Annotated in this window: 16 protein-coding genes and 1 pseudogene; 5 read left to right on the top strand and 12 right to left on the bottom strand. The window is 64.5% G+C overall.

What is annotated here, in order from left to right:
• The 7 genes from DIE08_RS34455 to DIE08_RS34420 all read right to left on the bottom strand — a co-directional run.
• Positions 1 to 1,382, bottom strand: a 1,382-nt coding sequence (locus DIE08_RS34455) for an ESPR domain-containing protein (protein WP_260436629.1), incomplete at its 3' end; no start/stop codon positions are given.
• Positions 1,383 to 2,450: 1,068 nt separating this feature from the next.
• Positions 2,451 to 3,353, bottom strand: a complete 903-nt coding sequence (locus tag DIE08_RS34450) for a ferritin-like domain-containing protein (protein ID WP_124906316.1) — start codon at positions 3,351 to 3,353, stop codon at positions 2,451 to 2,453.
• A gap of 82 nt (positions 3,354 to 3,435) precedes the next feature.
• Positions 3,436 to 3,654 carry a transcriptional regulator gene (locus DIE08_RS34445; RefSeq protein WP_124906314.1) on the bottom strand — a complete coding sequence of 73 codons (219 nt, stop codon included), beginning with the start codon at positions 3,652 to 3,654 and terminating at the stop codon, positions 3,436 to 3,438.
• Between the two features lie 225 nt (positions 3,655 to 3,879).
• The gene (locus tag DIE08_RS34440; RefSeq protein ID WP_124629771.1) at positions 3,880 to 4,530 is read right to left on the bottom strand and encodes an NADPH-dependent FMN reductase; all 651 of its coding nucleotides are present in this window, start codon (positions 4,528 to 4,530) and stop codon (positions 3,880 to 3,882) included.
• A 311-nt stretch (positions 4,531 to 4,841) separates the two neighbouring features.
• On the bottom strand, positions 4,842 to 5,147 hold the full coding sequence (locus DIE08_RS34430; protein WP_059598866.1) for an NIPSNAP family protein: 306 nt from the start codon (positions 5,145 to 5,147) through the stop codon (positions 4,842 to 4,844).
• 299 nt (positions 5,148 to 5,446) lie between these two features.
• Positions 5,447 to 6,796, bottom strand: a complete 1,350-nt coding sequence (locus DIE08_RS34425; protein WP_124906312.1) for a DUF3999 domain-containing protein — start codon at positions 6,794 to 6,796, stop codon at positions 5,447 to 5,449.
• Complete coding sequence (locus DIE08_RS34420) at positions 6,793 to 10,191, bottom strand: DUF2339 domain-containing protein (protein WP_124906310.1); 3,399 nt, start codon at positions 10,189 to 10,191, stop codon at positions 6,793 to 6,795. The genes DIE08_RS34425 and DIE08_RS34420 overlap by 4 nt, the downstream gene beginning before the upstream one ends.
• A gap of 476 nt (positions 10,192 to 10,667) precedes the next feature.
• Between DIE08_RS34420 and DIE08_RS34410 the strand changes: the two are divergent.
• From DIE08_RS34410 to DIE08_RS34395, 4 genes and pseudogenes are all read left to right on the top strand, one after another.
• Positions 10,668 to 11,959, top strand: a pseudogene (locus DIE08_RS34410) (glycine betaine/L-proline ABC transporter ATP-binding protein); the annotation flags it as partial.
• Entirely contained in the window at positions 11,952 to 12,848 is an 897-nt protein-coding gene (choW, locus tag DIE08_RS34405) for a choline ABC transporter permease subunit (RefSeq protein ID WP_059681521.1), read from the top strand. The pseudogene DIE08_RS34410 and the gene choW, both read left to right, overlap by 8 nt.
• Positions 12,849 to 12,962: 114 nt before the next feature.
• Complete coding sequence (locus DIE08_RS34400) at positions 12,963 to 13,964, top strand: GlxA family transcriptional regulator (RefSeq protein ID WP_124629774.1); 1,002 nt, start codon at positions 12,963 to 12,965, stop codon at positions 13,962 to 13,964.
• A 110-nt stretch (positions 13,965 to 14,074) separates the two neighbouring features.
• The gene (locus DIE08_RS34395) at positions 14,075 to 15,022 is read left to right on the top strand and encodes a choline ABC transporter substrate-binding protein (protein ID WP_059534053.1); all 948 of its coding nucleotides are present in this window, start codon (positions 14,075 to 14,077) and stop codon (positions 15,020 to 15,022) included.
• A 136-nt stretch (positions 15,023 to 15,158) separates the two neighbouring features.
• Here DIE08_RS34395 and DIE08_RS34390 read toward each other — a convergent pair whose 3' ends face one another.
• On the bottom strand, positions 15,159 to 15,584 hold the full coding sequence (locus DIE08_RS34390; protein ID WP_124906306.1) for a PACE efflux transporter: 426 nt from the start codon (positions 15,582 to 15,584) through the stop codon (positions 15,159 to 15,161).
• 158 nt (positions 15,585 to 15,742) lie between these two features.
• Between DIE08_RS34390 and DIE08_RS34385 the strand changes: the two genes are divergently transcribed.
• On the top strand, positions 15,743 to 16,666 hold the full coding sequence (locus DIE08_RS34385; protein WP_124906304.1) for a LysR substrate-binding domain-containing protein: 924 nt from the start codon (positions 15,743 to 15,745) through the stop codon (positions 16,664 to 16,666).
• 49 nt (positions 16,667 to 16,715) lie between these two features.
• On the opposite strand, the gene DIE08_RS34380 is transcribed toward DIE08_RS34385, so the two are convergent.
• From DIE08_RS34380 to DIE08_RS34365, 4 genes are all read right to left on the bottom strand, one after another.
• Positions 16,716 to 17,864 carry an exo-alpha-sialidase gene (locus DIE08_RS34380; protein ID WP_124906302.1) on the bottom strand — a complete coding sequence of 383 codons (1,149 nt, stop codon included), beginning with the start codon at positions 17,862 to 17,864 and terminating at the stop codon, positions 16,716 to 16,718.
• A gap of 56 nt (positions 17,865 to 17,920) precedes the next feature.
• Positions 17,921 to 18,190: a MoaD/ThiS family protein gene (locus DIE08_RS34375; RefSeq protein ID WP_014898460.1), complete on the bottom strand. Its 270-nt coding sequence runs from the start codon at positions 18,188 to 18,190 to the stop codon at positions 17,921 to 17,923.
• A gap of 287 nt (positions 18,191 to 18,477) precedes the next feature.
• Positions 18,478 to 19,089, bottom strand: coding sequence for an RHS repeat-associated core domain-containing protein (locus DIE08_RS36620; RefSeq protein ID WP_311768963.1), 612 nt, complete (start codon positions 19,087 to 19,089; stop codon positions 18,478 to 18,480).
• A gap of 1,798 nt (positions 19,090 to 20,887) precedes the next feature.
• Positions 20,888 to 24,580 (bottom strand): RHS repeat-associated core domain-containing protein, encoded by a 3,693-nt coding sequence (locus DIE08_RS34365; RefSeq protein WP_311768962.1) that lies wholly within the window; start codon positions 24,578 to 24,580, stop codon positions 20,888 to 20,890.
• Positions 24,581 to 24,619 lie beyond the last annotated feature (39 nt).

The following is a 24,619-nucleotide window of genomic DNA, read 5'->3' as shown; positions in this document are numbered from 1 at the left end:
GAGGTCGACGTGGACAGCGAGCTGATCGAGCTGGTTGCCGACGAGAGGCCGGTCGACGTGGAGGTCGACAGCGACGCCACCGAACTGTTGGTCGAGCTGAGGCCCGTGGACAACGAGTTGATGCCCGTCGAGGTCGACGTGGACAGCGAGCTGATCGAGCTGGTTGCCGACGAGAGGCCGGTCGACGTGGAGGTCGACAGCGACGCGACCGAGCTCTTGGTCGAGCTGAGGCCCGTGGACAACGAGTTGATGCCCGTCGAAGTCGACGTGGACAGCGAGCTGATCGAGCTATTAGCCGAGGAGAGGCCGGTCGACGTGGAGGTCGACAGCGACGTAACCGAGCTGTTGGTCGAGCTGAGGCCCGTGGACAGCGAGTTGATGCCGGTCGAAGTCGACGTGGACAGCGAGCTGATCGAGCTATTGGCCGAGGAGAGGCCGGTCGACGCCGACGTCGACAAGCTGCTGATCGCGCTCGTCGTCGTGCTCATCCCGGTGCTGAGTTGGGCCACGGTGACCGCGTCCTGCGGTGCCGAGCCGTCGGCGACGTTCGTGATGCGACGCAGGGCCGTCGAGCTGCCGACCGACACTTCCGACGTCGGCGCGGCGCTGCCCGTCAGATAGCCCGTTCCCGTCGGCGCTGCCGCGCCGGTCACGCTGCCTGCACCGATCGCGACGCTGGATGCGTAGTTGGCCGTGCCGCCGAGCGCGATCGCGTTGGTGCCCGTCGCCGTTGCGCCGTTGCCGATGGCGGATGCGCCGGAGCCGGCTGCGGTGGCACCCGAACCGAGCGCGGTGCCGTTGGTACCGACTGACGTGACGGTCGCATTCGAACCGATTGCGATGCCTGACGTCGTCGCCGAGTTGACGTTCGAAAACCGGCCCAGCGCGATCGAGTTGGTGCCTGCCGCCACCGCACCGCCCGTGCCCGTGCTGTTGCCGCCACCGATCGCGATCGAGCTCGAGCCCGATGCGGTCGAGTCGTTGCCGACGGCGGTCGCGCCCGTGTTGAGCGCCTTCGCGCCGGAGCCGATGCCGATCGCGCTTGAGCCGGACGCCGTCGTGGCCTGGCCGAATGCCTGCGAATAGCTGCCGGACGCCGTCGCATTCGCACCGATCGCAATCGAGGTCGCGCCGCTGGCCGTTGTCTGGCTGCCTCCGTTACCGCCGATGGCAATTGCCTGGGCGCCGGTCGACGTGCCGCCGCCGGCGAAATACTGCGCGTGCGCAACGTTGCCGGCGGCCGCTCCCGCGACGAGCGCGACGGTTGCCACGACCTTCACGACGGCGGACTTGTTCGGCTTGCCCCGTGCCGAATCGTGTTCGGATGCTGCGACCCAGGCGCCAAGAGCTTCGTTCCAGATCGAGCGGTATGTGCGGTTCATGTCCTACTACCTCCAAATAAGCACGCCACACACCGGTCTCTTTCGTTAGATGAATTTGCCGTGCGCTCGCGCGAATCTCAAAATTGATGGGCGGAGTTTATTTGAGGAGGTATTTTGAGATTGACAAGAAGTGAAAAATTGAATGCTTTGAAAGTTAAAAAATTGTTAATGCATCGCGTTTTGATATATCCGAGTGTAAGAAAATTAAAAATGCGTGGAATGTTGAGTGAAGGGTGCCTCCTGGTTCGGCGGTTCGTGTAAAAAAACCATAAAAATCAAAGATATAGGTGATTTGTGTGTGTCACGTTACACATCGCCAGACACAAAAAGTAAGACAAGTTAAACGACAAACGTTTGCGGCAAACGTTTGCCTTTCTGGATTGTAATATTTGATGGTGTGCTAGCTCGAATGGATCCGGCGGTCTTGTTAACTTGTTAATTTGAGATTTGCGTCGGGTTTTTAATTGCATTTACGGAGTTTTCTAGAAAATCAAAAAAACATGAAGAAAGGATTGTCTGGCTATGCTGGTTTGCGCATTTCGCCGGACGCATTCGCCCGTGGGGCGGGCCTTCCCCGGCGGCCGGCTCCACGAAGTTGTAAAAAAATGCTACAGAGGCATTGACTCAGCCATTGGGATTCCCGAGTGGAATCTGCCCTATTGACGTATTTCGTGTGATGGGTTCGGAGGCGAATTGGACGACGTGCCGGATCGTCCACGACGACGGTCGGAGACCGCGGGTTGAGGGCAACGGGAGCAGCGAGCAGGGAACGTCAGATTTGAGCCACGGTGACTCGGACTTGCTGGCGAGGGCGGACATGCCGCGGGAGGAAAGACGACGTGCAAGCGCGTCGGATCAGTACTGTCGGGCGGATAGCCGCGCGTTGGCTGGCGTGACGTCGCGCCAGCCAACGCGGGATGCGAGCCGGAGGGGGCTCGTTTTCGTCCGACAGTGTGTGCCGCCGTGCCGACGGCGGTCGCGGCCGCACGTCGCGGTTGTGCTATCCGGTCCGGGCGATGCAGTAAATCGCCCCGGACAAGGTGACGCCGGAAACCTGCCGCCGCAGCCTTATTTCCTCAGGAATCGCAGCGCGAGGCGCGCCATGCGCGGCACGAACATCGGGCGTAGCAGCCGTTTGTCGTACCCGGCCATCCGCCGGTCGTTCTCGCTGAGGCATAGTTCGATCAGTTCGCGCGGGTTGAGCGCATCGCCGATGTCGGCGGTGCTCGTCGCCGGGAAGTTCGCGTCGTGCGCGACGCCGTCCGCATCGATCCCGCGCGCGATGCCGATGCGTTCCCGGATCAGGAACGCCCACACGGCCGCAACCCGTGCGAAGAACCACGGCCGGCGCCACCACGGCAAACTCCGCCAGTACCACGCATACCAGTTCACGAAGAACAGGATGTGCCGGCCTTCCTCCTGGATCACGGGTTCGAAGGTGTCGACGAGTTCGGGCGGGAAAAAGCCGGAGCGCTGCGCCGAGCGGAACAGGCCGAACGCGAAGAAGCTGTCGATGCACTCGCTGAAGCCGGTCACCATCCACGACCACTCGGGGTCGTTTGGTGCCGGATAGGGCGGCTCGGGGGCGAGCGCGATGCCGTATGCCTGCACCAGCTTCGACAGTACGACCTTGTGCCGTGCCTCCTCGGCGCCGTCCATCTCGAGCGCCTGGCGCAACAGCGGATCGCCGACGGTCGCCGCGAAGGTGGCGACGCGGATCGACGCGCGGCCTTCGGTCTGCACGGCGATGTCCCAGATCGGCAGCGACGTGAGCCGCTTGAGTTCGTCGGGCTTGAGCGGTGGCCAGTCGATGACGGCCGGTTTGTACGGGTTGTGCGTATCGAGCAGCATGCGGCAGAACATCTGCCTGTGCGCATCGGAACCGATCCTGACCGGACCCTGGTGCTTGAAGGTCCAGTTGCGCATGGCGTGATCTGCCGCTGCATGGTCTTTCAGCAGCGTGTCGGACATGGCTGTTGTTATGCGATTACGAGTCGAAAGATTTTTGCATAGCTTTCGTAATCGCGTATTTTCGAGCCGCCCCGCGCTGCGCTCAGGCCTGCGTGTCGACCCAGAGGCGCCCCCAGCGCGACGCGTACGCCAGCGCGTGCTCCTCTTCGAAGAAGAAATCGATCGCGTCGAACGACACGGCGCGCGGCGACGGACTGCCGCTTGCCTTCTCGATCGTCAGGTTCGCGGCGAACAGCCCGTTCGGCAGCCGGGCGGCAGCGGGGGCGACTTCGTAGCCCTTGTAGCGGATCGTGCGGTTCATGGCGTGCGCATGGAAGGTTCGGGCTTTCAGCGTACGAAAACGCGCGGCACGCGTGAACCAATCTTTCGGCCAATGCAAATCACGTGGCGGGCCGGATCGTTATCGGCGCGGCGAGCCGGCATGAAGCATGGGGGACGACGTCGCGATGCGCGCCGGACGGCCGGACACTCGCGACCGCGCGCGGCGAACGTCGTCGGCCGGGCGCGGGTGGCAGGGAGGCTGGGGTTACTGGTTGGCGATCTTCAGCACGGGGGCGAGCGCGTCGACCGATGCGGCATGCGCGGCCGCGCGATGCGACGCGAACGCGAGCGCGAATTCGGCTGCTTGCGAGCCGACGGTTTCGAGCTGCGCGACGACCTTCGGATCCGAGCAACTGTCGGCGCTGTCGAAGCGCGTTTCGAGCGTGTTCACGGTGGCGCCGAACGGGGTCGGCCAGCCTCGCAGCGCGTGGACGATCGAACGCAGCGACGTCAGCACGGTGCCGGCGGCCTGCCAGCCGTAGGCCGTGACGATCAGGCCGACCGCGCGGCCGTCGAGGTACGGGCGCTCGTCGGCGCGCAGTTCCTCGAGCGTGTCGAGCGCGTTCTTCACGAGGCCGGACACGCCGCCGTGATAGCCGGGCGTCGCGATGATGATCGCGTCGGCTTCGCGCACGGTGTCGATCAGCTCTCGCTGCGCGTCGGTCAGCGTCTTGTGTTCGGGGGCGTAGTGCGGCAGCGTATGCAGGAACGGGCCGTCGAACAGTCGCGTGCGTGCGCCGGCGGCCTGCGCGCCGCGCAGCGCGAACGACAGCGCGCGCTCGGTCGACGACGCGGCTCGGGTGGTCCCGCCGATGCCGACCACGAACGGGCGGCGGTGTTGATCGAATGCAGTCAAGGGGCGCTCCTAGAGGATGGCTTGCCCGGCTAAGCACAGGCTTAAAACCAGATGGTAACGACCCCGCCGCCACTCTGAAAACGACTTTTCGTTCTATCGATATGCCATGCGCATGGGGCGAGCGTGCGCGCGGCGACGCAGATGGATAGCAGAAATGCTTGGTTGGGACGGCGTGCCGCGCTCGATAAGATGGGCCCGTCTCCTCCATGATGTCTCTACTGACATGGGTTGGCCCCGCCGCGCGGATGCAGGCGGGGCTTTTTTTCGTCCGGAGCCGGAAAGGGGGTGCGATGCGCGGGCGTTATGCGACGTTACGCGAACACCGGCCGGAAGAAGCTGCGCTCGTAGCTGACGATGCAGCGCGTTTCCTCTGCATACCGGAACGCGGCCTGGCAGGCGGGATCGGTTTTCGAGCGCTCACGGTAGCGTTCGTATTCGGCGAGGCTCGGGAACGAGAACATCGCGAGCGCGATGTTGCTGGCACCTTCGGAAGGCAGGAAGTAGCCGTGATGCGTGCCGCCGAATTGCTCGACGAGCGGAATCCACATCTTGCCGTAGGTTTCGAACTGCTCGAGTTTGTACGGATCGATGACGTAGCGAAGGAAGCAGGTGACCATGGGCGCTCGCGGTGCTGTTGAGGATCAGCGAGTCTGGATCGCGTCACCGGGCGTGTCAACGAGGAGCCGGCCGCGCTCGCGCCCGCTTCGTGCATCGCGGGCAAGGTTTCGCGCGTGCCGACTTGCGTCGACGCCGACGTGCGCGTCATGGACTGCTTGCGGGCGCAACGATCTGTGAGTGCGGCCACGTGTTCGACGGCGCCGAACGCATGCGCATGCAAACCGTCGCACCATCGTTTCACTTCTTGCGACGCCTCGCGGCGCGCAGTTGCGGCCTGATTCGTCGTGCCGGCGTGGTATCAATCGTCGCGTGTGCGCGTGTCGCTGCCGCGCGCGAGGCGCCATGCGATGGTGCCGAGCACGCCGACCGCAACGACCAGCGCGCCCCACAGCACGTAACGGCGGATCGCGTCCTTATCGGCGGCCGGCTCCGACGGGGCCGCCGAGACCGGCAGGGCCGCGCCGACGCGCGCGGGTCGCACTTCCGGCGCCATCCCGACCAGCAGCGCATCGCGGCCCACGGCCGACGAAGGCAGCGACGCATTGCCGACGCCGAGCGTGAACGGCGGCGTGCCGCGCGCGACGAACGTCAGGGCGGCCGGATGCCAGCCGACCACGACGGACGGCTGGCCGCCGCCGAGCCCGCCGTTGCGCATGTCGACGACGATTCGCCACGCGCGATCCGGATTCGACGCGAACGCCAGCGGCGGGTTGCGCTGTTCGCCACCTTTGCCCTGCAGCCGGAACAGCACCCCGCCGGCGACGTCGCGCCACGGCGTTTGCGCGTCGGGGCGGCTCTGTAGCGTTGCGCGCGCAACCGTATTCGGCTGTGGAAGGTCGATGCGCACGCGGTCGACCGGATAAGCGCCGTCGGTGTCGAACAGATACTCGCCGGGCGCACTGCCGGCCCGCACGTGCGCGGCTTCGCGCCATTGGCGCGGCACGGCCGCGCTGTCCGCCGTGCGTGCATCGTGCGGTCGCGTTTCGGTCTCGATCGACGCGATCGAGGGCGCGCCGTCGAGCCAGTCGAGCCGCAGGTAGCGCGGCCCTGTGCCTTCGAGCGCGATGCGTTCCTGCATCAGCATGTCGCCGCCGCGCCCGACCTTCAGCAATTGCGTGCTGCCGAGCGAGCGCCAGTTGCGCAGATCGTCGCTCGCCGCGACTGCGACACGCCCCTGGTAGCTGTCGTCGCTGATGTGCACGAGCAGTGCGTCGACCTCGCCGTCCGCGTGCGACAGGTCGACGAGATCGGCCGCATGCTTCGCGCGCGCCGGCGCGGTGACGGCTGCGCGCAGCGAGCCGTCCGGCGCAACCGACACGCCGAGCGGTGCGTGCCCGTCGTCGGCGCGCGCCGGCGGCAGCGGGAACCACTGCACCGGCGTGCGCGACGGCGGCACGGCCGCCGCCGCTGGCGCATCGAGCGAGTAAGGCACGGGCTCGCCGTTGCCGTTGAAGATGCGCACGTCGCCGAGATCGTCACGCCGGCTGGCCGCATAGACGGCCTGCGGCACGGTCAGCTGGTAATACGCGGCGGTGCCGTCGAGATCCAGCGAGAAGCGTTGGGCAACGCGTTCGGCACCGGGCGTGCCGTCGGCCGCCGCGAACGACGTCAGCAGGCTCAGGCCGAGCAGGGCTGCGAGTCGCTTCATGGTTGGTGGTCGTCCCGTTGGGCCGCTGCCTTCGGCGGCAGCGGCGAGAAATAGCCGATCAACAGCAGCAGGATGCCGATACCGATGAACGACACGATACGTTCGATGCCGGTGACGTGCGACAGGTCGAACAGGAACAGCTTGATCACCGTGAGCGCGAGCAGCGCGGCGCCGACGAACCACAGCGGACGCAACCCGCGGCGCGTGGCCCAGATCATCGTCGCGAGCGCGCAGAGTGTCCAGTACACGGAAACCGACGCCTGCACGAGCGTCGATTCCGCCATTGCATCGAACGCGTACGGCACGCCGGTCCAGTGATGCAGCGTGCGCAACAGGATCGCGTTCAGCCACAGGAAGGCCGTTGCGCCGGCCGCGCCGAGCAACTCGACGCGGTAGTTGCCGAACGACCAGCCGAGCTTGCGCGCGCGCACGAACCACGACGCGGCGAGCGCATAGACCACCACGAGCACGAGGTCGAGCGGATTGAGCAGCGGGACGCGCGCCCAGCTGCCGCCGTCCTGCGTGAAGTTCGCGTAGAAGGTCCAGACCCACATCACGACGATCAGCGGCAAGGACGCGAGCGCACACACGCGTGCGATGCCGTCGCGGCGCGTCAGCCACATGCCGGCGAACGCGAACAGACTCCAGCCGACCATGAACACCTGCTGAATGCCGAACGACGACAGCACGGCGTCGATGGCGTAGGCGAGGTGGAAACGGTGATGCAGCGTGCGCAGCAGCAGCGCGTTGAACCACAGGAATACGGTCGCGAGCGCCGCCAGGTCGGCCGCGAGTGGATGCCAGACGACACCGAGCGTCTTCAGGCGGCGCAGCCAGGTCGCGAATGCGACGAAGATCAGCAGTTGCGCGACGTCGAGCGGATTGAGCAGCGGCAGCCAGAACAGCGGCGACGCATCGCCGTCGCTCGTCACGCTGGCGATGCTCCACAGCCACAGCAGCGCGGCGAGCGGCGCGGCCCCCCACACCTGATACGCATGCGGGAACGCGGCGACGGGCCAGCGCAGGCGGGAGCCGGGGCCAGAAACCAGCAGAAGCAGCGCGCCGAAGCCATAGGCCCACGCGCTCCAGCTCCACGCGCCTTCGGGCACGAACGCGCGCAGGCGCCAGAAGCCTTCGAGCGAGAAGAGTCCGCACAACGTCCAGAACATCAGCGTGTGCAGCGGCGCGATCACCGGGGCGGGGAGGGCCGCCACGGCCGACGTGCCCGTCGCGCCCGCGACCGGGCCAGCCGCCGCCGTGCCGCGCGACTGACGCAGCAGCAGCGCATAGCATGCGATGACGGCGATCGGCCACGCGAACGCGCCCATGCCAGACAGTGGTGCCTCGTGCGCATCGAACGCGCGCAATGCGAGCAGCGCGAGCACCGGCGCCAGCGCGAGTGCGGGCCATTCGGCGATCGGCCACGCGAGCTTGCGGCGCCCGACGTGTGCAAGCCATGCGGTGCCGGCTGCGAACAGCGCGGTCGCGTCGACGACGAAGCGGTCCGCATGCAGATCGACGTGGCGGCTCGCATAGACGAGGATCTCGTGCAGCCCGCCGCTTAGCCACCACAGCAGCCCCCAGGCCGCGGCCGCCGCGCCGACGTCCGGCATCCATGCGTGCCACGCGCGCGCTTCGTCGCGCCCGTGCAGCCACCAGCCTGTGAACAGCCCGGCGAGCGCGATCAGCAGCATCGCGATATACGGGCTGTTGAGCACCGGCAGCGCGCTCGTGTCGGCCGGCCCGAGCAGGCTCGTGAAGAATGCGCCGGCCGCGGCGATCTGCATCAGCAGGCCGAAGCCGAACGGTGCAAGGCGTTTCTCGCGCACGCCGACCCACACGATCGCCGCGCCTTCGATCGCCCACGCGGCACTCGTCGTCGGGCCCGAAAATGCGAGCGGCACCGCGAGCGTCGCGAAGATCACCGCCAGCGCGAGCATCGCTTCGAATAGCAACGCGAGACGGTCGCGGCGCCGCGCGAGCCATGCGGCGACCGCGACGTAGAGCGCCGACAGCGCGACCGAACTCCACGCGAGCCCGAACGGCATGTCCTTCACGAGCGCCGCCTGCAGCGCCGTCGCGACGATCGGGGTGCCGAACACGAGCGTGCCGTCCACGTAGTGGCGCAGCGCCAGTTCGCGTTTCACCGCATACAGCAGTGCGATGCCGACATACATCAGGAAGAACAGGATCAGGAACGGTTCGGTGGTCGCGAACAGCGCGGGGCGGTACGCCGTCACGCCCCACGCCGAGCCGATCGTGAACGTGAACACGAAACCGAGCAGGTTCAGCGGACGCCAGGCCTTGAACCATGCGATCGCGAAGATGCCGGCGTTCAGTAATGCGTAGTAGCTGAACAGCGCGACATGGCTGCCGTGGCCGGTCGACAGCAGCACCGGCGCGAGAAAGCCGCCCGCACTGCCCATGAATGCAAGCGGCAGCGCGTTCTGCTTCACCGCGAGGAACGCGCTCAGCGCGCACACCGCGACCATCAGCGGGAACGCCGCGCCGACCGGCAGCAGTGTGTAGAGCTTGGTCGCGGCGAAGATCGTCAGGTACAGGATGCCGATGCCGCCGCCCTGCAGCACGAGGCCGTATGCCGCGCGGCGCGCACGCACGCGCCAGCCGATCGCCAGGAGCGCCGCCGCGGCGAGTGCCGTGCCGGCCAGGCGGAATTCGATCGGCAGCATGTTGTTGTCGGCCGCGTACTTGAGCAGGAAAGCGACGCCGAAGAACAGCACGATGATGCCGACGCGCACGACCGTATTGCCGCCGAGCAGCCAGTCGCGCGCGGCGCGGAACGCGCGTTCGGCGATGCCGGGTTCGCGGGGTTTCGGCGGGGCGGGCGGGGCTGATGGCGAAGTCGTCGCGGGCGGATGCGTCGGCGCGCCGGCAGCGGCGGTCGCGTCGCTCGTCGGCGTGGCGACTGCCGGTGCGGGAGCCGGGATGGACGTCGACGGCGTCACGCCGGCGCGCGCGACGGCCGGCTGCACGGACGGCCGCGGCGGCATTGCGGCGGGTGAAGGCGTGACGGTGGCGGGCATCGCCGGTGGCATTTGCGCGGCGCTGCCGGTCGTGGCGGCACCGGCCTTCGCGCCCGCGAGTTGACCGCGCAGCACATCGAGCTCGCGCGTGAGCGTGTCGACCGTCGCTTCGAGGCGCGCGACGCGATCAGCGAGCGGCACGGGGGCGGGTTGCGGTGTCGCGGGATTGGTGTAAATCGCGAATGCGTCGGGTATCGTGCCGCCGCTCTTGCGCTTGCGTTGCTGCAGCGCGTGACCGATGCAGAACCCCACCGCCGCGCCGAGCAGCGTGCCGTTGGCGGCGGAGAAATCCCCGAACAATGCGGCGATACCGCCCACGATGAAACCGATTGCGGCAAAAGCCCAATTCATCGCCTTGCTCCCTCTCTCATTTCGTTATCGTCCTTCGATCGGCGCGCGGCTCGATCGAGGCTGTTTCAGTATGGCCGGCAGGCGAACCGGCATGCGCACGCCGTCGGCGCAGCGCCACGCCCAAGGCGCGCGGCGACGTCGCGATCGGCGTGGTTGCCGGCAATGTATCACAATGGCCATGGGGGATTTTCTGGGTTGCGGGCGGGCTGCGAATCGTGGCTGTCGCACGTTCGCGATGCGGGGTTTCGTACGACCATTCTTTTCGCACGAACGGGGCAGACGAGGTCGTCCGATCGGACGTGGAATTGTCGCAAAGCGACGCGCGGCCTCCGCGGGTTGATGCAAAACGACACCGCTTGCGCGTCGCGCTGCTGCGCACAAGTCGTGCTCGAGATGCCCGCCGCTATTGGCCTTGCGCGTATTGCATCGCCGCAATCGAGTGCCGCCGCGCGCCGTGCCCCGCGTGGCGTGGCCGCCGGGTGTGTCGTATTTGCGCAAGCGTTTGTCGTAATTCGTCGGCAGGTCGGGGTTTTTTCTGGCAACTATGTAGGCACGCTATGCGACGCGTGAGTCCCCGCTACACGAGGAGAAGGTTTCGATGGATGCCCCCAAGGTCGTGGTCGAAGGTCTGTGCAAGGTATTTGGAAGCAACCCGCAGCAGGCACTCGACATGCTCGCTGCCGGCGCGACGAAAGATGATGTGCTCAAGCGTACCGGTCAGGTCGTCGGTGTGCACAACGTATCGTTCGACGTGCAGGAAGGCGAAATATTCGTGCTGATGGGCCTGTCCGGCTCCGGCAAATCCACGCTGATCCGCCTCGTGAACCGGCTGGTCGATCCGAGCGCCGGCAAGGTGCTGATCGACGGGCTCGACGTCGCGTCGGCACGCCGCTCCGCCCTGACGGCGCTGCGCCGCAAGGACATGAGCATGGTGTTTCAGTCGTTCGCGCTGATGCCGCATCGCACCGTGGTATCGAATGCCGCGTTCGGCCTCGAGGTCGCAGGCATCGGCAAGAAGGAACGCGAACGCCGTGCGATGGAGGTGCTCGAGCAGGTCGGTCTCGCACCGTTCTCGCACAAGCTGCCGTCCGAGCTGTCGGGCGGCATGCAGCAGCGCGTCGGCCTGGCCCGCGCGCTGGCCGTGAATCCGTCGCTGATGATCATGGACGAGGCGTTCTCCGCACTCGATCCGCTCAAGCGCCGCGAAATGCAGGACGTGCTGCTGCAACTGCAGAAGGAACAGCGCCGCACGATCATGTTCGTGTCGCACGATCTGGAAGAGGCGCTGCGCATCGGCAACCGCATCGCGATCATGGAAGGCGGCAGGCTCGTGCAGGTCGGCACGCCGCAGGACATCATCGCGAACCCGGCCGACGACTACGTGCGCGCGTTCTTCGACGGCATCGACACGAGCCGCTATCTGACGGCGGGCGACCTGATGCAGACGGGCGCCGTGCCGACCATGTCGAAATGCGATGCCGCGAACGTCGCGGCGACGCTGAACGGCAGTGCCGAATACGCGTTCGTGCTGGACGCCGCCCGCAAGATCCGCGGCTTCGTCACGCGCGAGGCGATCGGTCAGGACACGCCGTCCGTGCGGCCGATCGAAAGCATCCGGCGCGATGCGTCGCTCGAACATGTCGTCGCGCGCGTCGTCGCGAGCCCGAATGCACTGCCCGTCGTCGACGACGACGGCTGCTACTGCGGCTCGGTCGACCGCGCACTTATCCTGAAGGCCATCACGCGCTCGCGAGGCTCCCATGTCTGAAATGATTCCGCTCGGTAGCTGGGTCGACCAGTCCGTTCACTACTTGCTCGACCATGACGCGGCGACGTTCGATACGATCGGTCGCGCGATCGAGGGCCTCGCCGCATTCGTCGAGCACAGCCTGCAGGCGATCCCGATGTGGCTGATGATGGCGATCTTCATCGGTGTCGGTCTGTGGCGCGTGGGCTGGCGCTTCGCGCTGTTCACCACCGCGTCGCTGCTGCTGATCTTCGCGACGGGCTTCTGGGACCAGACGGTCATCACGCTCGGCCTCACGCTGTCGTCGACGATCGTCAGCCTCGTGCTCGGCATTCCGCTCGGCATCTGGGCGGCGAAGAGCAAGTGGGTCGCCGCGATCGTGCGTCCGATCCTCGACCTGATGCAGACGATGCCGGCATTCGTGTATCTGATTCCGGCCGCGATGCTGTTCGGTCTCGGCCGCGTGCCGGGGATCCTGTCGACGGTGATTTTCGCGATGCCGCCGGCCGTGCGCCTGACGAGCCTCGGTATCCGTCACGTGAACCGCGAGATCGTCGAAGCCGGCCAGGCATTCGGTTGCACGCCGTGGCAGCTGCTGTACAAGGTCCAGTTCCCGAACGCGCTGCCGTCGATCATGCAGGGCGTGAACCAGACGATCATGATGGCGCTGTCGATGGTGATCATCGCGTCGATGGTCGGCGCGGGCGGCCTCGGCAACGACGTCCTTGCAAGTATCCAGCGCCTCGACATCGGCCTCGGCTTCGAAAGCGGTCTGTCGGTCGTGCTGCTCGCGATCATTCTCGACCGTATCACCGAGAGCTTCGGCCGCGCGCCGGGCACCGTGAAAGCACCGCTGTTCTCGGGCCTGAAGCAACTGCTCCGCGCGAAGGCCACGCCCGCGCAAGCGTAAGCAACCGGCGGCCGGTTCGCCCTCCGGCCGCCTCCCCTGATTCGATACCGGCTTCCGTGGCGTTTGCCACGGGGCTGGCCGCGTGCAACCTGCTCAATTCGCCAGGAGCCCGATGTGACGTCCGCCGCCGCTGCCGCCGTGCCCGCCGCTTGCGTTTCACCGGTTTCGTCCCTTGCCCATTTCGGCTTCCTGACGCTGCCGAATTTCTCGATGATCGCGTTCTCGAGCGCTGTCGAAGTGCTTCGGATGGCGAACTACGTCGGGAGATCCGACCACTACCAGTGGTCGATCTATTCGCTCGACGGTGCGCCCGTGCATGCCAGCAACGGCATCGCGGTGCGGCCGACCCAGGCGCTCGACTACACGAACCTGCCTGACGTGATGATCGTGTGCGGCGGGATCCGCATCCGCGACGTGGTCGACGACGGCGCGCGCGACACGCTCGTCGCGCTCGCCGAGCGCGGGCTGCCGCTGGGCGGCATCTGCACAGGTGCGTATGCGCTGATGTCGGGCGGTCTGCTCGACGGCTATCGCTGCACCGTGCACTGGGAGAACCTGTCCGCACTGCATGCGGAGTTTCCGCGGGTGGGGTTCGCCGACGAGTTGTTCGTCGTCGATCGCGACCGGCTCACCTGCACCGGCGGCACCGCGCCGCTCGACCTGATGCTGAACCTCGTCGGCATGCGTTTCGGCCAGCAGCTCGCCGCGCAGGTGTCCGAGCAGTTCATCCTGGAGCGCATCCGCAGTTCGACCGACACGCAGCCGATTCCCGTCGATGCGCGCGTCGGTTTCTCGCGCGCGGAGCTGATCGAGGTCGTGCGGCTGATGGAGGCGAACATCGAGGAGCCACTTTCGCTCGAGGAACTCGCGCGGCTCGTGCGGCTTTCGCAACGGCACCTGCAGCGCATGTTCAAGGTTTACCTGAATGTTTCGCCCACCCACTATTACCTGACGCTGCGTCTGAAACGCGCGCGCGACCTGCTGCGCACGACCGACGCATCGATCGCGCGCGTGACGACGACGTGCGGATTCCATTCGCCGTGTCATTTCAGCAAGGCGTATCGCGCGCAATTCGGTCACGCGCCGAGCTACGAGCGACGGTTGCCGGGGCGCTGACGCGACCCGCGCGAGCCATTCGGTCCGCGACGCCGCCGGGATCTCGGCGCGCGGTTTCAACACTCGATCCCGCACCCATGAAAAACGACGTCACTTTGAGGAGAAGACAGATGAAGCGCCTATTGATCGCAGCGGCATGCGGGATCGGGATTGCAGCGCCGATGTCGGCGGTTTATGCGGCCGACCCGCCCGTATGCAAGAACGTGCGCTTCGCGGACGTCGGCTGGTCCGACATCGCGGCCACCACCGGTCTTGCATCGACGATGCTGCAGGGGCTCGGCTACACGCCGACCAAGACGATCGCGTCGGTGCCCATCACGTTCGCGGGCATCAAGAGCAAGCAGATCGACGTGTTCCTCGGCTACTGGTCGCCGACGATGGATCCGATCATCCAGCCGTTCACGAAGGCCGGCACGATCAAGGTGCTCGCAACGCCCAACCTGACCGGCGCGAAATATACGCTCGCGGTGCCCGACTACGTGTACCAGGGCGGCCTGAAGTCGTTCGCCGACATCCAGAAGTTCGCGGACAAGCTCAACGGCAAGATCTACGGGATCGAACCGGGCAACGACGGCAATCTGCTGATCAAGAAGATGATCGACGGCAACCAGTTCGGCCTCGGCAAGTTCAAGATGGTCGAGTCGAGCGAGGCCGGGATGCTGGTCGAGGTGAATCGCGCGATCCGCGACAAGCAGTGGATCGTGTTCCTGGGCTGGGAACCGCATCCGATGAACGTGCAGATGAAGATCGATTACCTGAGCGGCGGCGACGACGTGTTCGGCCCGAACTACGGCGAAGCGAAGGTGCTGACGGCCACGCCGCCCGACTACGCGCAGCGCTGCCCGAACGTCGCGAAGTTCGTGTCGAACCTGCAGTTCACGACGACGATCGAGAATCACGTGATGGTGCCGATCATGAACAAGGAGGATCCGAACAAGGCCGCGGCCGAGTACCTGAAGGCGAATCCGCAGGCGCTCGACAAGTGGCTCGCGGGCGTGACGACGATCGACGGCAAGCCGGGTCTGCCGGCGGTGAAGGCGTATCTCGGCGTGCATTGAGCGACGAGACGAACGGCGCGGTCGCTGAAGGCGGCGCGCCGGCGTGATGAAACGCGGCCCTCCCGTATCGCGCGGGCGGGCCGCGTTGTTTTCGGGCCTGGAGCCGATCGGCGAAGCGCCGGGCCGCGAACGAACGTCACGATTCCTTCGTCGCCGCCGGCACGTCGAACACGCGATCGAACGCCCACTGGAACACGAACGCGTAGCAGAAGAAGAACGCGAACAGCCCGATGTCGACGACGAACGCGTCGAACCACGAGATGTCGAGCCACCACGACACGACCGGCACGAGAATGAAGATCAGCCCGCCCTCGAATCCGGTCGCATGCAGGATTCGCCGCGCGAGCGTGCGCCTCGGCTGCCGGCGCGACGCTTCCCAGCGCTCGAACAGCGCGTTGAAGATCATGTTCCACAGCAGCGCGATCGCGGACATCGTTGTGGACAGCGCGCCCGAATAGACGAGGCCCTGCTTGAAGATCGCCGCGATCGCAGGCGAGATGCAGGAAATGGCGATCGCTTCGTAGAGCACTGCCTGCGTGATCCTGCGCGGTAGGCCTTGCACGTTGTTTCTCCGGTTCGACGGTGACTCGACGGTTGCTTGCGCGGCACGGTGCCACGACGTCCCGCAAGGCTACGTGCGTTGCGCGAGCGCTTCAATTCACCTAATCTCACCCCGATTGAATCGAATTCAACCCGGCCGGACCCGGCCCGCGAGGCCCCGTGTTCTCGAAAATTCCCCTGACCGCATTGCGTGTATTCGAGTCGTCGGCACGGCTCGGCTCGTTCAAGGCTGCGGCGGACGAGTTGTCCGTGACGCCCGCGGCCGTGTCGCATCAGATCAAGTCGCTCGAAAGCCGGATCGGCGTGCTGCTGTTCGAACGTGGCGCGAGCGGCGTGCGGCTCACGGAGGAGGGCGAGCGCCTGTTTCGCGCGAGTCACGATGCACTGCTTGCACTGAGCCGCGGGCTCGACGCGGTGCGGCCCGAAGCGGCCGATGAGCGCACGCTCGTGCTGACGACTACACCGGCGTTTGCAGCGATGTGGCTGATTCCGCGCCTCGGCCGGTTTCGGCAGGTCGATCCGCAATTGAACATCAAGGTCGAGACCGGCAACACGCTCGCCGATCTCGAACGCGACGCGCGAATCGATCTCGCGATTCGCGCGACGTCGCGCACGTTTCCGGCACTGCACGAGATTGCGCTGATCGACGAGTATTTTGGTGCGTATGCGGCTACCGGGTTCGATGCGCATCGTTCGGATGAGCGCCTCGATTTGATCGAGACCGTGTGGGATACGCCGCTGCCGGTGTCGATCGATTGGACCTCGTGGTGTCGTGCGGCGGGCCGGGACGTGTGGCTCGAACGCGCGGTGTTCCGTCACTACGACGACGAGCATTACGCGCTGCAGGCGGTATTGCACGGGCAGGGTGTCGGGCTGCTCAGTTCCGTGCTGGTCGCCGAGCACGTCGAGCGCGGCGCGTTGATGCCGATCGAGCCGTCGGTGCGGCTCGCCGGCGCACGCTTCGTCGCGCTGTGCCGGCCCGGGCGGGAACGCGAGCCGCAGGTCAGGCGGTTTCTCGAGTGGCTCGAAGCGGAGATTGCGCGCACGCGTGGGGCGGTGGCCCGAATCGCGCCGCGAATGTGAAGCAACGGTCCGGCGCCTGCATTCCGCTGTGAGGCGTTCGGGTCCCTCGTTACCCGAAACGCACGCAATACACCGGCGGCAAATGCGCGGAGACCTGCCGCCAGTTTTCACCGCCGTCGCCGGACGTCCATAACCCTCCCGTCGTCGACGCCATCGCGAGACGCGTGCCGGAGTCGTCCACCGCAAGCCCGTGTCGATACACGAGGTCGTAGGCCGGCGCGGGCGGCAGCCCGTTCGACAGGCTCTCGAAGCTGCGGCCGCCGTCGCGCGTGCGCGTGACGACGAACCGGCCGTTCACCGGAATCCGGCACGCATCCTTCACCGCCGGTACGAACCATGCGGTGTCGGGATCTGCCGGATGCACGGCGACCGCGAAGCCGAAGCTCGACGGCTGCGCTTCGATCCGCTGCCAGTGCGCTGCGCCGTCGGTCGAGCGGAAGATCGCGCAGTGATGCTGAGTCCACAGCACATCGGGAGCGGCCGCGCACTGGACGACACGGTGCGGATCCTGCACGTTGGGTTCGCCGCGCCGCTCGGGCGGCATGTAGTCGGCCTCCATGCCGTCGGCGCTGACGCGCCAGGTCGCGCCGCCGTCGAAGGTCTGCCAGACGCCGCCGCACGAAATCCCGATCGTCACGTGCCGGCTGTCGCGCGGATCGACCATCACCGAATGGATGCCGGCTGCATCGTAGCCACCGCCGAACCACTCGGCGCGTTCCGGGCGGCTCCATAGCGCGTGGTTGAGCACCCACGAATCGCCGCCGTCGTCGGAGCGGAACAGTCCGCCCGGTATCGTGCCGGCCCACAGTACGCCCGGCTCGTCGGCGCCGCCTGCTTCGAGCGACCAGATCTGCTGAAGCGTCCAGGGTGGGCGCGGCGGGGCAGGCGCTTCGTCATCCGAATCGCCGGCGCCGGTGTGTGTGTCGGCGTCAGCGCGAGGCGCGTCGGCGGGCTGCGGCGGATAGACGGGGACCGCACATTCTTCCCAGGCGGCGGCACCGGCGCGCCGGCGATGCAGCTTGACGCCGAAATGGCCGAGATTGAGCGCCGCATACAGCGTACCGTCGCGCGGGTCGGCCAGCGTCATGCTGACGGGTTCGCCGATGAAGTGCGGCTCGCCGAGCGACCAGCCGCCGTTGCCATCGGCGTGTAGCACGAACAGGCCCTTGCGGGTCGCGACGAGCAGTCGATCGTTCATGTCGGGTGTCTCCAGTAAGTCCGACCGGGCGCTTGTTTCGATGGAGATGCGTCCCTTTATCCGCCGGACAACGCCTGCACGACATAGACGCGGCTGGCATCGCCGAGCGCATCGGACAGGTGTTGCCGGTCGCGTACCGGCTGGCCGTCGATGAACACCGACAGGTGCTTTCGCAGCGCACCCTGGTCGTCGACGATATAGCCGCGCAGCCGGGGCTGCTCGCCGAAGACGGTTTCAAGCGCTTCGCCGAGCGTCCGTGCGTCGATGTCGCGCTCGGGCGTCTCGATATGGCGCTGGATCGACGCCGCGAAGAAGAGGTGGGCCATGGCAGTGGCTGGCAGGAGCCGCGCGGAGGGGCACGGTCTGTAGTGTAGGCGATTCGCCAGCGGCGGAACGGTGACGTCGCGTAGTCGTGGTGTGCGCCGGCGTGTCGGATCTCGATGAACAATAGGAGCGCTCATCGGACCATATTTTTCAAGCCACTGATGTGAAAGGGTTCGCTCAACCCACCTAGCGCTACTGAACGCTCCTAAGATCAGAAAAATCGTCAGGAGCCTGAAAATTCGATTCACGATACTTCAGATTACTTTTTCAAAATGCCGCTGTCAGTATTTTATGAAGCCTGAGTGGATCTATTCGGGCAATGGATTTTTCTGAATTGTTTGATGGTTGGCATACTCCACTGTACGTTAACTCCGACCCATTCCCCTGGAAGGACGGGAGAAGGGAACGCGAGGTTGGAGACGTCACCATAGATACCTTTGATCGACGTGTTGCTTGAAAGAGTTGGCAGCGGTGGCTGCGCACTCGCGCGATAAAGGTTCCCCATCCCGAGTAATACGGGGCCGGTCGGAAGTCCAAGCGGGTCAATCCAGCTTATCGGATTCCATGCGTACCGATAGACGTTCAGGCCACCGGCCAGCTCAATCGGATCCTGTGTGATGTACCGCCCCACCTGTGGATCGTAGTACCGATACCGGTTGTAATGCAGCCCCGACTCATGGTCATGGTACTGCCCCTGGAAGCGGATGGGATTGGCGATCAGTGCCTTCCCCGACGCCTTTCTGATTGCCTCCTGCGCAACACCCCAGGCACGGTACTCCGCGCTCCATGCAATCTCGCTGTGCTCGTCCGTCAGTTCCTGCGGCGTGCCGAGTGGTACCACGCCAGGTTGTTGATGGCTGGTGCGGGCGGCGGCGGCAGGGCAGCCATAGCGGGTCTTCATCCTGCCGGTAGTAATCGCCGTACTCGGGCTGGTCGAGCAATTCGATGGCTTCCTCGCGCACCGCCTGCTCCGCCGGCACAAAGCTGCTGGGCTCGTAGACGTAGTGCGTGCGCCGAAGCCGTCCTCGTCGGCGATCTTGCTTTCCCACGCCAGCGTGTCGCCATCCCACCCGTACTTCCAGCAGGCATGCGCTCTTGACGGCAGTCTCCCGCAGCTTCTGTAAGCCTCCATCGGCCATGATCATACTCAATAACACTTACACGTGTAATTTGCGACGGTGTTCCTAGTCGAATTTGGAAACGGCGCCTCCAAGATCCCAAACATGCCGCGGTCGCCACAAGCCTTGAGGCATTGACCCTCTCGCTCATTTATGTTTGGTTCGCTAAATTTTGCCAGGACAAACAGCACCGCCAAAGCAAAAAGAAGAACACATAAAAAAATCTTCGCCATTCGTTTCATTTCAATGTCTTTCTCGTGAAATGAATTCCCTCTTGTCCGTGCCTCTCGTTGAAAATTCCCGTTTTAAATGTTGTATTTTTTTGGGAGTATAAAATTTTAATCATCGATTGCCTTGTCATTCTGAAATGCGTCACCCTCGTGATATCTTGAAGGGAAGTATCTATGTGGCTCCTGTCAAGGGAAGTGCCCCTTCCCCATCCATTGTCCTGGAGGAAGTGCGTTGGATGCGAAGGGAGGATCTGTAACATAGTTAAGTACGCCGCCAGGGTGGGGTTTCTCGTTGACGCCACCGACGGAGGAGCGTGGCGGCCCAATTTACCTGTCCAACGTCACGGGGGCAGCTCACTGTGGTCCTGCGTTCTTTCACAAGTGCGCCGGGCAATCCTGGGTAAGCTAATTTAATGTGGAATTTAATAGCATTTGCACTCATAGTTAAGGGCAGTATGTCGCGGAGAATAACTAGCAGGAGCATTCAAGCGACCAAACATTCCGCGCTTGCCACAATCATCTATGCATCGCTGTCTGACATCCTGAAAGCTTGGCATGCCGCATTTTGTCGCGACAAATACCATAACCAGCAAAGATAAGCCCGTATACAAAATAATCTTGATATAATTTTTCATGAGTTTGATTTGTGAAAGCTTTTGCTTTTTTGCAGGTAAATTTTATGATATCTTTCTATTTGATGAAAAAATTGATCGTTCTTTTTGGCTAAATCAATAATTATCAGCTGCGCGAAGGTCTTCTAACGGATCATCGCCATAGTAACCCTCGGTGCAATATGATTCAGGCATCGTCCATGCTATGTTTACGCTGACCCATTCGCCGAGGACTTGCTGAAGGGGCCAATGGAAATTGGATATCTCTCCCAATGCGCTTCCGTCGGTAGAGTTTTATGGTATTGATGGATTTGCGGGTATCGTTGTGATGCAGATTGCCCATTCCGTGTGGCGCTGCCCAGTTTTCTGTAAACCGAGTAGATCAATTCGGGTGTCAGGTTTTTTGATATTGGCATATGAGATTATGCTGATATTCAATTTGATCTGATCTTGCGATGTTGGTCTGCCGCGTTGGAGGATAAAATGGCGATGGCGGTTGTAGATGCATCTTCTTGTTTTGTCGTGTGGTTAGTAACAGCGGCATTCAAGGCTATTTGAAATATTTCTTCCGTATTGGGGGTGGGTTGGCTCTAATTTCCCAAACATGCCTATCTTTTTGCATCTTTCAACGCAATTATGCCATTTTTCCTGGTAAGTTTGTTGCCCGCACATTGCGATAAATAAAATAAATGAAAGCGTCAAAAAAGTAGTAAATAAATTTAACCTTACGATGCGCGGCATTACAGTCCTCCCAGTGCGGTGCACGTAAATTTACGGGAATTATCTCCAAATACAGAATACGATTGATTGTAATGTTTGGGACGTGCCTTGCAAGTAAGGCCGGAATCATCCGTCGGCCTAAGATCCGAAAGAGGATCATCGCCATAGTAGCCCGCGGAACAATAGAATTGCGGAGCAGCTACCGGGACATTCACTCCAGGCCAAACACCGGGTAGTACATTTGCTGGAATTGGATTGTTGGAAATATCGTTCAGTAGAAGTCTTGCTTGAGGATGGTGAGCAAGCGCAGGTCTCGGCGGCGTCGCATCAGCTCTGTATAGATGTCCCATCCCGAGGAGAACTGGCCCCCTCGCCTGAAGACCGAGTGGATCGACTCGCGTGACAGGATTACTTTGCCCGTATGCGTATAGATTGAGCCCGCCTCGTAAGCTAATTGGATCCGGGCTGATATACCGCGCCACCTCCGGATCGTAATGCCGATATCGGTTGTAATGCAGCCCCGACTCGTGGTCATGGTACTGCCCCTGGAAGCGGATGGGGTTGGCGATCGGTGCCTTCCCCGACGCCTTGCGGATCGCCTCCTGCGCGACACCCCACGCGCGGTACTCCGCGCTCCACGCAATCTCGCTGTGCTCATCAGTCAGCTCCTGCGGCGTGCCAAGGTGATCGCACTGGTACCACGCCAGGCTGTCGATGGCTGGTGCGGGCGGCGGCGCGCCCCACAGCGGGTCTTCATCCTGCCGGTAGTAATCGCCATACTCGGGCTGGTCCAGCAATTCGATGGCGTCGTCGCGCACCGCCTGCGCCACCGGCACAAAGCTGCCGGGCTCGTACACATAGTGTGTGGTGCGCGCACCGAAGCCATCCTCGTCGGCGATCTTGCTTTCCCAGGCCAGCGTGTCACCATCCCAGCCGTACAGCGTGAAGCCGCATTGCAGCGCGCGGTTGCGCTTTACCCGCTCGGCGCGGTTCCAGTGCGGCCCCGCTTCCCTTCTTTCCTCGTAGTGCGCCTGGCTGTGCTTGGACAGGCGCCGGCCGAGGGCATCGTAGGTGTAGTCGACCTTCAGACGCTCGTCTTCGTAGTGCGTCAGGCGGTCGAACAGGTCCCAGGTGAAGCGGCCTTCCTTGCCGTTGTGCCAGCGTTGCGTGAGGTTGCCGCGCGCGTCGTACTGGTAATGGGTGCCGGCGTATTGCTTGAGCAGGTTGTCCAGCGCCTTGATGCGCGGCATGCGCTGGCGCTCGGCTTCGCGCTGGGTTTCCGGGTCGATCAGGTTGCTGGCCGGATCGAAGTTGAAGGTCTCGTGGCCGAGCCGGCTTTGCGCTTCGAGCAAGCGGCCCACCGGATCGTAGCGGTAGGCGAGCTGCCCGCGCCGCGTGTCGTTGATGTCGGTGAGCTGGCCGCTGGCGTCGTAGCGGTAGCGACGCACCAGCAGGCGGTTGCCGCCGCCAGTGCGTGTGGGCGCAGGCGTGTCGCGCGCCAATACTTGCTCGCTCAGCCGCCCCATTGAATCCCACTGCTGCGTTTGCAGCAGACGGTTGCCTTGCAGCCGTGCGACCTCGCGGTGCAGGTCGTCGCGCTCGTAGCTGACCAGCTCGCGCTCGTCGAGCTGCAGCGCCAGCAGGTGGCCGCTGCCGTAGGTGAGCCAGCTGACACGGTGGCCGTCCGGGCGCACGGTGGCGATGCGCTGGTTGAGCGCATCGTATTCGTGCAGCCACACACCCACCAGCGGCTGGCCCAGGCGGGTGTAGTGCTGGTGCTCACGCACCAGGTTGCCGGCCGGGTCGTGGAACCATTGCAGGCGGCTGTCGGCGTTGCTGGCCAGCGCCAGATTGCCGTTGAGGTCGTACGCGAAGGTCTCGACCTGCCAGTCCTGCTCGCGCGGACTCGCGTCGCCGGTTTGCAGCGCGGCGCGCCGCTCGGTGAGGCGGCCCATCGGATCGAAGGCGTAGGCGGTGATGCGCTGCCCGTCGATGGCGCGCGCCAGTTTGCCGGTCTCCTCCTCGTACTCGTAGCGCGTGATGGCACCGTCGAAGCCGGTTTCCGCCAGCAGACGGCCCACCGGGTCGTAGTGGAACTCGGCATCGCGCCCGTTCTCGTTGCGCAGCGCGGTGAGCTGGCCGAGCTTGTCCCACTGATAGCGCAGGGACTGGCCGGCGGCGTCCACCCGCTTGGCCAGCAGCCCGGCCTCGGTGTAGTCCCATTCGGTGCGCCGGCCCAGCGCATCGATGTGGCTCAGCAGCCGGCCCTCTGCGTCGCGCTCGAAGTGCTCTTCGGTATCGTCCGGGTAGCGGATGGCGGCGAGCTGGCCGGCCTCGTGGCGGTAGCGGGTGACGTGGCCGGCCGCGTCGGTGAACTGCACAAGCTGGCCGCGCGCGTCGTAGGCCCATTCGCTGGCCTTGGCCGAGCAGTCCACATAGCGAGTGAGCTGGCCGCTGCTGTTGTACTCGAGCTGCCTGGTCTTGCCGCTGGCATCGGTGATGCCGATCGGCAACCCCATCAAGTTGTACGCATACTCCGTCTTGTTGCCCAGCGGGTCGATGGCCTCCGTCAGGCGGCCGCGGGTGTCGTAGTCGCGCAGCCAGAGGCCGCCCTCGGCGTCGCTGATCTTGATGAGCTGGTCTTTGCTATCCCACGCGTAATGCACGGTGGTGCCGTCCGCGCGGATGTGCTCCAGCAGGTTGCCGTTCTCGTCGTAGGCGTAGCAGTCCTCGCTGCCGTCCGGGTGGATATGCTGGACGACGTTCTTCGCCTCATCGCGGAACAGCCATTCCTCACGCTGATCGGGGTGGATGATGCGGTACGTGTAGCCGAGGTGATCGTAGTAGTGCCAGGTCTCCTGGCCATGGGCATCGGTGACGTAGGTGAGGCGGATGTTCTCGTCCCACTCCAGGCGGGTGTCGAAGCTGCCGTCGTCGGCCCATTCGCGCACGGCACGGGCATCCGCGCCCTCTCCCTGCCACACCAGGTTCATGCCGCGGCCGGTGCGGTCGGTGTAGCGGGTGATCAGGTGGTGCTGGTACTGGTAAGTCCACGCGGCGGCATTCTCGTCCTGTGCCAGCGTGAGGTCGCCCGCTTCGTCATAGCGGTACAGGCTGAGGCGGCGCAGGGGTTCGTGCTCGCCCATCAGCCACAGGCCGGTGATGCGGCCCGCGTCGTCCACCAGAGTGCCCAGGTGGGTATGCGGCTGACTGGGATCGTCCTGGTAGGTGATCAGGTCCGACAGCACCGCGCGATTGCCAACGCGGTGGTCGTAGCCGAGCAGCAGGCCGGCGCCGCCGCGCAGTTCGATCCGCACCAGCAGGTAGCGGTCGCCGTGGCGCTGGTAGGTCTCGCGGCGTTCGTAGCCACGACACAGCACCAACTCGTGATCGCGTACACGAACCAGCGTGAGGTCTTCGATGCGATCTTCATGGAACTGTCCGACCTTGGGCAGCGGGTAGTCGTGGCTGCGCCCGTCGGCGCCGTGGTAGCGAAGGCCTTCGCCCCGCACGTCGAAGCGCGTGGTGTATGGCGTGATCCAGCGCGCACCCAGCTCGCCATCATCGAAAGCGCCCAGGCTGGAGCGGTAGGTACGCGTCCAGGCGACGGTAAATGGGCCGGGTAGCGTGAAGTCGGTGTGGCTGAGTGTTTCGCTGCCCGTGGCAAAGCTGATGCTGCTGCCGGTGCCTGACGGCGCTCCGATCTTGCACACGTTGGCGTCTTGGTCGGCCGGGCGTTCTTTGACGCGTGC

This window comes from Burkholderia sp. Bp9004 (assembly GCF_003858025.1).
In the GTDB taxonomy this organism is placed as follows: Bacteria; Pseudomonadota; Gammaproteobacteria; order Burkholderiales; family Burkholderiaceae; genus Burkholderia; species Burkholderia diffusa.
This window is presented reverse-complemented; position numbering and strand designations above follow the sequence as displayed.